Origin of the sequence: Novosphingobium sp. (assembly GCF_036820275.1) — a bacterium.
Taxonomy (GTDB): Bacteria; Pseudomonadota; Alphaproteobacteria; order Sphingomonadales; family Sphingomonadaceae; genus Novosphingobium.
On sequence record NZ_DAISLT010000013.1, the window covers coordinates 20,507 to 32,750 of the forward strand.

The following is a 12,244-nucleotide window of genomic DNA, read 5'->3' on the forward strand; positions in this document are numbered from 1 at the left end:
GATCAGCCTCCCGTCACGCTGGGCAGCCACAGGGTCAGCGCGGGAACGGCGATGATCAGGGCGAGGTGGAAGAAGTCGGCGACGAGGAAGGGCACGATGCCCCGGAAGATCGCGGCCAGCGGGATGTCCTTGGCGATGCCCTGGATGACGTAGACGTTCAGGCCCAGCGGGGGATGGATGAACCCGATCTCCATGGTGCGCGTCAGGAAGATGCCGAACCAGATCGCGCTGTAGCCCAGCTCCTGCGCGATCGGCAGGAAGATCGGGGTGGTCAGCAGCATCAGCGCCAGCCCGTCGAGGAAGGAACCCAGCAGCAGCAGCAGCGCGGCCATGGCGATGATGGCGATCACCGGGCTGGCGTGCATACCGCGCACCCAGTCGGACATGACGTCGGCGATGCCCGTCACGCTGATGAACGTCGCGAAAAGAATGGCGCCGATGATGACGACGTAGATCATGCCGGCCGTGCGCAGGGTGGAGGCCACTGCCTCGCCGATGGCCGCGCGGCTGAAGGCGCCGCGCAGCGCGCAGAGGCCGAGCGCCGCGACGACGCCCACGGAGGCCGCCTCGGTGGGCGTGAACCAGCCGATCATCAGGCCGCCGATGACGAAGACCACCAGGGCGATCACGTCGAGGATGCGGCCGAGGCCGAGGATGCGCATCCGCCAGCCCACGCGCTCCGACTTGGGGCCGAGTTCCGGGCGCAAGTGGCACAGGATGCTGATGGCGATCATGTAGAACAGCGCCTGGGTGGCGCCGGGAATGATCGAGGCGGCGAAGAGCTTGCCGATCGACTGTTCGGCGATGATGCCGAAGACGATCAGCGCGCCCGACGGCGGGATCAGCGAGCCCAGCGTGCCGCCCGCTGCCAGCGCTCCGGCGGCGAAACCGGGCTGGTAGCCGGCGCGGCGCATCTCGGGCAGGGCGGCGGCGCCCACGGTGGCGACCGTGGCGAGGCTCGATCCGCTGATCGCGCCGAAGCCGCCGCAGCCGGCGATCGAGGCCAGTGCCAGGCCGCCCTTGCGATGGCCGACGAAGCGCGCGGCCACGTCGAAGAAGTCGCGGCTGGCTCCGGCGGCGAAGCACAAGTGCGCCATGAGCAGGAACAGCGGCAGGACGCCCAGTTCGTATTTCATGACGGTTTCGAAGGCGACGACGCCGCCTTTGATGACGGCCGCCTCGGGCGAGATCAGCACGGCCAGGCCGATCAGGCCGACGCCGGCAAGCCCGACGCCGATGGGAACACCGACGGCCAACAGGCCGAGCAGCGCGAATATGCCGATAAGGCCGATAACCTCGGGACTCATGGAGCGCTCCGGCGGAAGAGGCTGCGCAGGAACAGCGCGGCGATGAACAGCAGCGCGCCGACCTGAAGCAGGCGCAAGGGCGTGATGGGAATGTGGAGAAGCTCGGTCCGCTCGTGACCGCCCCACAGGTCGTGGATCAGCCAGAGCCCGGCCCCGGCCAGGACCAGGAACAGCACCGCGGCCAGCGCCGCCGAGACCCTGGCAAGGCGCTGGACGGTGGGCGCGCTCAGCCGCTCGGTCAGGATGTGGACGGCGGCATGCGAACCCTTGAGCGTCGCGAAGATCATGGCCGAGGAGGCGATCAGGACGATGCAGCACTGCACGACTTCGATCGAGCCGAGCAGCGTAAAGCCGGTATGGCGGCCCAGCACGGCGACGGCGTCGGTGGCCATGGCCACGAACAGGCCGGTGCCGCCGATCAGGTAGGCGACGCGGGTGGCGCCTCCGGGCACCTCGGGCGACTCGCTTGCCGAGGGCGCTTCGCTGCCCGCGTCCAGGTCGTTCTGCATTTTCCTCTCCTAAGGCGGCCTTATTGACAGCCTTGCGGTTCAACCGTCTAATAACGTGACAGGCAGTATGGTAGATATATTCAACTATCTGTCAACTACACTAAATGAGATTGAGGCAGGGACGAAAACGTGGTGGGCGGGAGCAGCAAACGGGAACAGGCGGAAGCGGAAGAGCCGGGCATCAAGCTGGGCCGACTGGACGAATTCATCGGATTTCGCCTGAGGCGCATCCAGAACCAGCTCTCGCGCGATTTTGCGGCGGCCACAGCCGATCGCAACATGCGTTCGGGCCTGTTCTCGTCGCTGTCGATCGTTGCGGCCAACCCCGGTATTTCCCAGAACGAACTGTCCAAGGCGGTCGGTCTGGACAAGTCGATCACGGTCCAGATCGTCGACGAGCTGGAGAAGCGCGAGCTTGCCGTGCGCGAGCGGTCTCCCACCGATCGGCGGCGCCACGCCTTGTTCGTCACCGATTCGGGCAAGACCTATCTCGATGAGCTGTTCGCGATCCTGACGGAGACGGAAGACGCCGTCCTGCACCAGCTCACCCGGGCGGAACTCGCCCTTTTGCGGGAATTGCTGGACCGCATGTACCTGGCCTACGATGAGTCCAGAATTTCGCTATAAAGAAAAACAATACCGTCCAGTTAAAAGATAGTTGACATTCTCCACGATTGAGTCGCATCATCGGGTTGTCGATGGCGCCAGGAGCGCCTGCGGACGGCGACAACGCCGCTGCGACGAGTGGAGAGGTCATGTCGTGTCCCTAGGGGCACTCCCTGCTGTTGCTCCTTTCGCGCCGGCGCCATCGCCGAAACGATAAATGCCCGGTATTGCCGGGTTGGGAGGTCAATAGATGTCGCGCCTTACCTTGCGTCACCCCGTTTCCCGCCTGGTCTCCTATGGGGCCATGGCCGCTTTCGCGCTGGCGGCGTCTGCTGCGCAGGCCCAGGACCAGGCAGAACAGTCGCAGGCCCCCGTCACCGATGCAGGCCAGGCCCAGCCGGACAGCGCGGAAGACAGCGCCTCGCCGACGATCCAGGAAATCATCGTCACCGGCACCAGCATCCGCGGCGCGGCGCCGGTCGGTTCTCCGCTGGTCGCCGTGGGACGGGCCGAAATCGACCAGTCCGCCGCCACCACCACGATCCGGGTGCTTCAGGAAACCCCGCAGATCACCAACTACGGCGTTTCGGACACGAGCCGCAGCGGTGCGGGCGGAGCGGGCAACGTCGTCTACGGCAATTCGATCAACTTGCGCGGCGTCGGCCCCTACGCCACGCTGACGCTGATCAACGGCCGCCGCGCGGTGCCGCAGGGCACGACCGGTGCCACCATCGATCCCTCCACCATTCCTACCCTGGCGCTGGAGCGTGTCGAGGTGATCGCCGACGGCGCTTCGGCGGTCTACGGCTCGGATGCGGTGGCGGGCGTCGCCAACCTGATCCTGCGCCGCAACTACGAAGGCGCGCAGATCGAAGTGCAGCACGGTGTGGCCGATCACTACTTCGAAAGCCAGGTGGGCATCGTCGCCGGTCACAAATGGTCGGCCGGCCAGGTCACGGCCTCGTTCCAGCATACCTACCGCAGCAATCTGAGCGGCCGCGACCGGGATTTCTACAACGCCGACCTCACCGGGCGCGGCGGCGCGGACTACCGCGTAAGCCAGTGCGCGCCGGGCAACATCGTGACCGGAGGGCGCAGCTACGCGATCCCGGCAGGCGGCGCGACGCCGGGCAACCTCGCCGCGGGCACCGTCAACAAGTGCGACAATCTCAAGGCGATCGACCTCGTGCCGCAGCAGGAGATCAACGCGGGCACGATCAACTTCGACCAGGACATAACCGACGGCATCAGCTTCTACGCGGACGTCTATGCCTCTCGCCGCGACGCCCTGCGCCGGGGCCAGGTGGCTGCGCAGAACCTGACCGTCCCGCGCAGCAATGCCTTCTTCGTGGCGCCCGCCGGAACCAATCCGGCTAGCGAGACCGTGCAGTATTCGTTCGTCAACGACTACGGACCCTATTCGACCTCGGACATCACCTCCAAGACGATCCAGGGCACCGCCGGCATCACCGCCGACCTGTTCGGCGACTGGCAGCTCGATCTCTACGGCAGTTACGGCTGGAACAAGGACCGGGTGTTCACGCAGGGCAGCCAGACCGATGCCGCTTCGCTGGCCGCCGCTCTGGCCAGCAGCAATCCGGCGACCGCATTCAATCCCTTCGGCACTTCGGTCAACGATCCTGACGTGGTTGCGGCGATCATGAACAACGTCAGCACCACGCAGGGCATCAGCCGCATGAAGGCGGCCGAGGCGAAGCTGGACGGCACCCTGTTCACGCTGCCGGGCGGCGACGTGAAGCTGGCGGTGGGCGCGGAATACTACAAGCTGAACTTGCGGACCGGCCAGCTGCGCGGCCGCCTGGAATCGCAGACCGGCACGGATATCCGGCTCTCGCGCAATGTGAAGTCCGCCTATGCGGAAGTGCTCGTGCCGATCTTCGGCCCCGGCAACGCGATCCCCGGCTTCCACAGCCTGCAACTCGACGTGGCCGGCCGTATCGACAAGTACAGCGACGTCGGCACCACCAAGAACCCCAAGATCGGCATCAACTGGGAGCCGGTCGCCGACCTCAAGCTGCACGGCAGCTACGGGGAATCCTTCCGCGCACCACTGCTGACCCAGCTCGTCAGCGCGGGCGGATCGCAGCTCTATATCCAGAACTACTTCGATCCCACCGTCGGCGCGACCGTGCAGGGCGTGGCGCTTTCGGGCGGCAACCTCGATCTCCGGCCCGAGACGGCGCGGACCTGGTCGTTCGGCGGCGAATATTCGCCGGCTTTCCTGCCCGGCGCGCAGTTCAGCGTGAACTACTTCGACATCGTCTACGAAGGCCAGATCAACGGCTATCTGTCGAACCTGAACGTGCTGCGTCAGGAGAACCTCTATAGCTCGATCATCACGCGCGGCGCGGCGGCACAGGCGCGCATCGCCGAGCTGGTCAACTCCGGCCTCACCGTCAACGGCGGTACGGCAGCGAACGCGCTGGCTGCCGGCGTCTTCATCGACGGGCGCCCCAGCAACCTCGGCACCACGATCACGCGCGGCCTGGACTTCGGTCTGGCGGTGCCGATCCGGACGGACAATGTCGGCGACTTCCGCTTCTCGCTGCGCGGCACGCACTTCTTCACCTACAAGGTGGGGATCACGCCTGACAGCCCGGTGATCGATCAGGCGAACAACATCGACTATCCGCTCAAGTGGCGCGCACGCGGCGTGGCAGGCTGGTCCAAGGGCGGGTTCGACGGCAGCGTCGTGGTCGCCTGGCAGAACGGCTACAACAACACTTACGTCGCGCCGGTGGAGCGCATCAAGTCCTACACCACGGTGGATCTGCGACTGGCCTACGATCTCGAAGGAACCGGCATTCCCGGGACCGAGGGCGTCAAGATCGGGCTTGACGTGCAGAACCTGTTCGACCGCGATCCGCCATTCGTCGACCTGGCGCCGACGTCCAACGGCGGCGGCGGCGGCTTCGATCCGCAGACCACCAACGCCATCGGCCGCATGATCTCCGTCTCGCTGAGCAAGACGTTCTGATGCGCCGCACGGCTTGCACCCTTGCGGCGATCGGCGCAGCGACCGGCGCGCTCGTGGCCGCCGATCCCGCACTGGCCGGGATCGACAAAGTCGACGGGCCGATCCCCGTCACCGCCCGGAGCCAGGTCTACAACACGGCCTCGGTCCCCGGCTCTGTGCCCGCGGTGGACCTTGCCGCGCAGGGCTATGTGGAGGAGGAATACTTCCTTCACGGCACCGCCGACGCCTATCGCCACGATCCCTCGGGTGCCTTGGCGGTGCTGGCCAAGGACGTCCCCTACGGCACCCGCATCGTCGTGCGGCGTCCGAAGGATGCGGCGAAGTTCAGCGGCGTGGTCCATTTCGAGCCGATCCACCCCTCGCAGGGGGGAACCTCGCACTGGGTGGCGATGTCGGGCTACATGATGGCGCATGGCGACATCTACGTGGCGGCAGGGCTGGGCGACGATGCGCCGTCCCGCGCGATCTCCGCCAAGGGGCCGGTGCCGACCGCGCAGAGCCAGGTGCTCCAGTGGTTCGATCCGCAGCGCTACGGCGCGATCCAGTGGCCCGCGGAGGACGGCATTCGCTATCAGGTCATGGCGGACATCGGCATGCTCCTGCGCAGCGACACGCCGCAGAACCCTTTGCACGGGCTGAAAGTGCGCCGCATCCTGGTCGGCGGCTGGTCGTTCACCGGCAGCGTCCAGCGCACTTTCATCAACGAGGGCTTTCATGATCGTGCCCGCCTGCCAGGCGGCAAGCCGGTGTTCGACGGCTATCTCATTGGCATTTCCTCGCGCTGGAACGGCGGCGGCTACATCCCGCTCAACAGTGAGGAAGCGGTGACCCGCAACGACGATCCCCGCCGGACGCTGAAGCCGATCGACGTGCCGGTGATCGAGTTCATGTCGGAGTTCGAAGTCGGCACCGGACCCGGCCCGCAGACGCCCGACAGCGATGCGAAAGTGGGCGCGCACCGGCTCTACCAGCTTGGCGCCGTGGTCCACAGTGCCAGCATGATCGACGGCAATCCCCCGCGCGAGAAACGACCGAACTTCGTCCAGCTTGCCGCGAAGGGCTATCCGGTGGCGGGCGTGAAGGGGGAGGAAGCGCTGAACGTCTGCCCTCTGCCGATCAGCGACGTGCCGCATGGCGCGCTCGCCCGCGCCGCCGTGGAGAACCTGCGGCTCTGGACCGACAAGGGCGTGGCTCCGCCCCATGCGCCGCCGCTCGCCTGGGACGGCGACAAGATCCGCCGCGATGCGGTGGGCAACCCGGTCGGCGGCCTGCCGGTGGCCGAGTTCAAGGTGCCGCTGGCGTCCTACGGGCCGTACAAGGGGACGGACTTGCCCGCCTGCACGCCGGCCAAGGGCCGCCCGATCTTCGTGCGTTCCGATCTTGGCGGCGCGGCGCTCAAGGCGCGCTATGGCTCGGCCGAGGCGTTCGTCCGGCAGTACGATGCGCAAGTTGACGGCATGGTCAGGCAGCGCTGGCTTCTTCCCGAGGACGCCGCCGTGCTGAAGGAAAAGGCCCGCCGCGATGCCAGGGCGCAATTCGCTGCAGGCTCCTGACGTCCCAAGGCCAGAAAGTTGAAGGTTCTCCTGACATGATGAAGTCGCTTTCCGTCTCTCTGCTTGCCGCGACGCTCCTTTGCGGCACGGCACAGGCGCAAACCGCACCGGCCAGCTTCGGCCACTACCAACCGGCTGCGACTTACGACGGCATGGTCTCCACCTCGCGCTATGTCGAAATGCGCGACGGGGTGAAGCTGGCGATCCGGGTCGACCGGCCGACCAAGGACGGCAAGCCGGTCGACGGCCGCTTTCCGGTGATCTGGCACCACACCCTGTCGATCTCGCAGCAGACCGCCGACGGCGCGGGCGGGCGCGTGAGCGGCTTCCGGCAGGTCCAGGATCTCACGCGCTACGGTTATATCGTGGTGCAGGTGGCGCGGCGCGGGAACGGCCAGTCGACCGGCGTGCGGCGCGGCTATCATGACCGCAACGAGGCGCAGGACGCCTTCGACATGACGCAGTGGCTCGCAGCGCAGCCCTGGTCGGACGGCAAGGTCGGGGTCTACGGCTGCTCCAACACCGGCGATGCGGCCATGCATGTGATGACCATGCGCCCGCCCGCGCTCAAGGCGGTCTTCGCGGGCTGCTTCTCCTGGAACAAGTACGACGCCTTCCGGCGCGGCGGCATCTTCGCGCAGTGGGGCACCGGCCCGACGCGCACGGTGGAGGACGACATGAAGGTCTCCCCCGTCGATGGCGACGAACGGAAGATCGTGCTGCGTCAGGCGGCGGAGGAGCACCAGCTTTCCACGCCCCTGTTCGACATGTGGAAGCAGCTCCCCTACCGCGACAGCTGGTCCAGCCTGGTCGCGAGCCGCTTCTGGGCGGAAGGCAGCGCGTCCAGCTATGCGGACCAGATCCGGCTCGGCGCGGTGCCGCTCTACATCCAGGGCGGCTGGCGCGACGAACTCCGCGACCAGGGCTTCATCGCCCATGCCAACATCCCCGGTTCGCGGCTGGTGATCGGCCCGTGGAAGCATTGCAACAGCGACGACTTCGCCCTGCTGGAGGAGATGCACCGCTTCTACGACCGGCACCTCAAGGGCATCGATACCGGCATCGACCGGGACGCGCCGATCCACTACTTCACCGTCAACGCCGCGCCGGGCACCGAGTGGCGCGCATCGGCGGATTGGCCGCTGAAGCAGACCCGCATGCAGCGCCTGTTCCTCGACGGCACCCGGCTGAGCGAGAAGGCAGGGCGCAGCAAGCCGCTGACCTTCACCGCCGACTATACCGTGAAATGCCCCGGCGCGGGCGAGGGGTCGCAAGTGCAGCCCTGTCATGTCGCCGGATCCGGAGCCAGCCTGAGCGGTGCCCCGCTGGCCGCCGATACCGAAGTGACCGGCAATGCCCTGGCCGACTTGTGGATCTCGGCCGACCAAAGCGATGCCAACGTCTTCGCCTATCTCGAAGATGTCGCGCCGGACGGCACCGTGCAGGTCGTCACCGAGGGACGGCTGAAGGCGTCGCTGCGCAAGGAGGCGCAGGCGCCCTGGGCGATGCCGCCGGGCGTGCCGTGGCACCGATCCTACCAGGAGGATGCGCAGCCGCTCAAGGCCGGGGAGCCGGTGCGCCTGCGCTTCGACATGATGCCCACGTCATGGCTGTTCCGCAAAGGGCACAGGATGCAGATCACCGTGACCGGATCGGATCATCGCGAGCGCGCGCGGGACATCGCCGCACCGCCGCGGATCACCGTCTATTTCGACCGGGCGCATCCCTCCACGGTCAGCCTGCCGATCATTCCGGCGACGCCCAACTGATGCCGCTGCTGGCGCTGTTCGCCGCCGCGGCGGCGCTGGGGGGAGGAGCCGGGGCGAGCGAAGCCTGCGCCCGGGCGGCGGGGCTGGCAGCGCCGGACGTGCGTATCGTCCGGACCACGCCGATAGCCCCCGGCAGCGGCTTCGTCTCGCCGGACCCCCGGGAGCCCAGGGTCGATGCCGGGTTCTGCCGGGTCGAGGGCGTGATCGAACAGGAGATCGGCTTCGAACTCTGGCTGCCGCTACAGCGCGAATGGAACGGCCATCTGCTGACGGGCGGTGTGGGCGGACAGGCGGGAAGCTTCAATTATCGCGAACTGGCGCGGGCGGTCTCGCGCGGCTATGCCGGTGCCAGCACCGACACCGGCCACAAGGCGAGCGATCGTCACTGGCTGCTGGGCGGGGCCATGCGGGCGGCGAACTATGCCGAGCGCGCCAATCACCTGCTGGCGGTCAAGTCGAAGGCGCTGATCTCGGGCTTCTATGGCAAGCCGGTGCGCCGCGCGATCTTCTCGGGCTGCTCGGGCGGCGGGCGTCAGGCGATGACCGAGGCGCAGCGCTACCCGCAGGACTATGACGGCATTCTTGCCGGAGCGCCCGGCGTGAACACGCCCGCCATGAGCGCCCGGCGCATGTGGGAGATGATCCGGCACCGCCGCCATGCCGGACTGATGTCCGCGGCCGACTGGTCGCTGGTCTCCCGCAGCGGCGTGGCGGCCTGCGACAGCGACGATGGGCTGCGCGATGGGCTGGTGGCGAACCCCGCCGCCTGCCGCTTCGACATGGCCGTTCTGCAATGTCGGCCCGGCGGCACCGGCCAGTGTCTCAGCCCCGAGCAAGTCGCGTTCGCCACGCGCATCTACGCGCCGCTCCACGATGAGAACGGCAAGCGGATCGACGGGGGCATCCTGCCCGGCGTGCCGGTCAGCGCCACGCCGCTGCCCGAGCCGTTCACGCCCGGCCCGCCCTATCTCGCGGTGGCCCTGTTCGGCGACGGGGTGCACAAGGATCCGAACTGGGACGCTGCGACGTTTCGCCTTGCGGACGATCTTCCGGCGATCGACCGGGTGATGAACCTCCATGCCGACGATCCCGACCTCTCCGCGTTCCGCGCGCGCGGCGGCAAGCTGCTGATGTACCAGGGCTGGGCCGATCCGCTGGTGCTGGCGCAATCGACCACCGACTATTTCGGCGCGGTCGGCAGGCGCATGGGCGGGGACGTTTCGGATTTCCTGCGGCTCTACATGGTCCCCGGCATGGATCACTGCGTCGGCGGCGCGGGGCCGGACCTGTTCGGGGCGACAGGGGGCGAAGGGCTGGACCGCGCGCCCGCCCACGACATACTGGCGGCGCTGGAGCGCTGGCTCGACACCGGCATCGCGCCCGGTACGATCCTGGCCGTGAAGCGCGAGGAAGGCGCGGTCACCATGCAGCGCCCGCTTTGCCCCTATCCGCAGGCGGCATACTATCGCGGCAGCGGCAGTCCTCTGCTGGCGAGTAGTTTCGAATGTCGCTGACGAGCTGCTCCGGGCGCTTGCATGGATTTCTCTAATGCTATAATCAATAGCTAAATCTTTGGGAGATTCCATGCCATGAAGTTCGAGCGCATCAACCCGCTGACCGGAGATGTCGCATCCAGCGCAGAGGCCATGACTGCCGGGCAGATGCCCGCCGTCGCGGCTCGCGCGGGGGCCGCCCAGCCTGCATGGGCCGCGCAGGGGCCGAACGCGCGCCGCGCCGTCCTGCTGCGGGCGGCGGATGCTCTGGAAGCGCGAAAGGACGCTTTCGTCGATGCCATGATGGGCGAGATCGGCGCGACTGCCGGCTGGGCCATGTTCAACCTCGGCCTCGCCGCCGGCATCGTCCGCGAAGCCGCTTCGCTCACGACCCAGATCGCGGGCGAGATCATTCCTTCGGACAAGCCGGGCTGCCTGGCGATGGCCATCCGCGAGCCGGCAGGCGTGATCCTGGGCATCGCTCCGTGGAATGCCCCGATCATCCTGGGCGTGCGTGCGATCGCCGTGCCGCTGGCCTGCGGCAATGCCGTGATCCTCAAGGCCAGCGAGCAGTGCCCGCGCACCCATGCCTTGATCATCGAGGCTTTTGCCGAAGCCGGTTTCCCCGAGGGCGTCGTCAATGTCGTCACCAATGCGCCTGCCGATGCGGCAGAGGTGGTCGGCGCGCTGATCGATGCACCGCAAGTGAAGCGCATCAATTTCACCGGCTCCACCGCCGTCGGCAAGATCATTGCCAAGCGCGCCGCCGAGCATCTCAAGCCCTGCCTGCTCGAACTGGGCGGCAAGGCGCCCTTCGTGGTTCTGCATGACGCCGATCTGGACGAGGCGGTCAAGGCCGCTGCTTTCGGGGCCTTCATGAACCAGGGCCAGATCTGCATGTCGACCGAGCGGATCATCGTCGTCGAGGCGGTGGCCGATGCCTTTGCGGAGAAGTTCGCGGCGAAAGTCGGTTCGATGGCGACGGGCGACCCGCGCGAAGGCAAGACCCCGCTCGGCGCCGTGGTCGATCGCAAGACGGTGGATCACGTCAACGCGCTGATCGCCGATGCGGCGGGCAAGGGCGCGCGGGTGCTGACCGGCGGCGAGGCGGACAGCGTGCTGATGCCCGCCACCGTGGTCGACGGCGTGACGTCGGCGATGAACCTCTACCGCGACGAAAGTTTCGGCCCCGTCGTCGCGATGATCCGCGCCCGCGACGAGGAACACGCCATCGAACTGGCCAACGACACCGATTACGGCCTCTCCGCCGCCGTCTTCACGCGGGACACCGCACGCGGATTGGGCGTCGCGCGGCGGATCAAGTCGGGCATCTGCCACGTCAACGGACCGACCGTGCATGACGAGGCGCAGATGCCGTTTGGCGGGGTCGGCGCCTCGGGTTATGGCCGCTTCGGCGGCAGGCAGGGTATCGACAGCTTCACCGAAACCCGCTGGATTACGGTGGAGACGCAGCCCGGTCACTTCCCGATCTAACCGCCCCCTTCACGGCGGGCCTCTCCGGCCCGTGTTCAGCGCCAGATGGCGTTGAGCGCGGGCAGGAGATGGTCGCGGTGCTCGGCGGGGACGCGGTCCAGCAGTTTCCGTTCGAACGCCTCGATCACTTCGGCCAGTTCGGCCACCTTTCCGCTTCCTTCTGCCGTGAGCACGATCGCCAGCGACTTGCCGTCCAGCGGTTCGCGGCGAATCCAGCCCGCCGCTTCCAGCCGGTTGAGCAGCGGGACCATGTTGGCGCGCTGGATGTCGAGCGTCTTGCCGATCTGGCTGCTCGTCAGGTCGGAGCGATCCTGCACCAGCAGCAGCACGGCGGCTTCCGTGATTCGAAAACCCTGGTCGCCCAACAGGTCGCCAAGTTCGCCCATCACGGCATTGGCCGCGCGGCGAAGCGCATAGCCGGGCAGTTGCCCCAGAAGATCGGTCATGGTCCCTCACATTTATGTTATTGACGATAACAATTCGGTTGTTATGAATTACAGCAGTCAAGGAAAGAG

Annotated in this window: 9 protein-coding genes; 6 read left to right on the top strand and 3 right to left on the bottom strand. The window is 67.2% G+C overall.

Features of this window, described 5'->3' with window-relative positions; translation table 11 throughout:
* Window positions 1-2: 2 nt before the first annotated feature.
* Complete coding sequence (locus V7066_RS12245; protein ID WP_334183318.1) at window positions 3-1,307, bottom strand: TRAP transporter large permease; 1,305 nt, start codon at window positions 1,305-1,307, stop codon at window positions 3-5.
* Window positions 1,304-1,816, bottom strand: coding sequence for a TRAP transporter small permease subunit (locus tag V7066_RS12250; protein ID WP_334183319.1), 513 nt, complete (start codon window positions 1,814-1,816; stop codon window positions 1,304-1,306). The genes V7066_RS12245 and V7066_RS12250 overlap by 4 nt, the downstream gene beginning before the upstream one ends.
* A gap of 132 nt (window positions 1,817-1,948) precedes the next feature.
* On the opposite strand from V7066_RS12250, the gene V7066_RS12255 reads away from it, so the two are divergent.
* From V7066_RS12255 to V7066_RS12280, 6 genes are all read left to right on the top strand, one after another.
* On the top strand, window positions 1,949-2,443 hold the full coding sequence (locus V7066_RS12255) for a MarR family winged helix-turn-helix transcriptional regulator (protein ID WP_334183320.1): 495 nt from the start codon (window positions 1,949-1,951) through the stop codon (window positions 2,441-2,443).
* A gap of 229 nt (window positions 2,444-2,672) precedes the next feature.
* A complete protein-coding gene (locus tag V7066_RS12260; protein ID WP_334183321.1) occupies window positions 2,673-5,420 on the top strand; it encodes a TonB-dependent receptor domain-containing protein in 2,748 nt (915 codons plus the stop codon).
* The gene (locus tag V7066_RS12265; RefSeq protein ID WP_334183322.1) at window positions 5,420-6,973 is read left to right on the top strand and encodes an alpha/beta hydrolase domain-containing protein; all 1,554 of its coding nucleotides are present in this window, start codon (window positions 5,420-5,422) and stop codon (window positions 6,971-6,973) included. The genes V7066_RS12260 and V7066_RS12265 overlap by 1 nt, the downstream gene beginning before the upstream one ends.
* Window positions 6,974-7,008: 35 nt before the next feature.
* The gene (locus V7066_RS12270; RefSeq protein ID WP_334183323.1) at window positions 7,009-8,742 is read left to right on the top strand and encodes a CocE/NonD family hydrolase; all 1,734 of its coding nucleotides are present in this window, start codon (window positions 7,009-7,011) and stop codon (window positions 8,740-8,742) included.
* Window positions 8,742-10,256, top strand: coding sequence for a tannase/feruloyl esterase family alpha/beta hydrolase (locus V7066_RS12275; RefSeq protein ID WP_334183324.1), 1,515 nt, complete (start codon window positions 8,742-8,744; stop codon window positions 10,254-10,256). Before V7066_RS12270 ends, V7066_RS12275 begins: the two co-directional genes overlap by 1 nt.
* A 75-nt stretch (window positions 10,257-10,331) precedes the next feature.
* A complete protein-coding gene (locus tag V7066_RS12280) occupies window positions 10,332-11,729 on the top strand; it encodes an aldehyde dehydrogenase (protein WP_334183325.1) in 1,398 nt (465 codons plus the stop codon).
* A 35-nt stretch (window positions 11,730-11,764) separates the two neighbouring features.
* On the opposite strand, the gene V7066_RS12285 is transcribed toward V7066_RS12280, so the two are convergent.
* Window positions 11,765-12,175 (bottom strand): MarR family winged helix-turn-helix transcriptional regulator, encoded by a 411-nt coding sequence (locus V7066_RS12285; RefSeq protein ID WP_334183326.1) that lies wholly within the window; start codon window positions 12,173-12,175, stop codon window positions 11,765-11,767.
* Window positions 12,176-12,244: the final 69 nt, after the last annotated feature.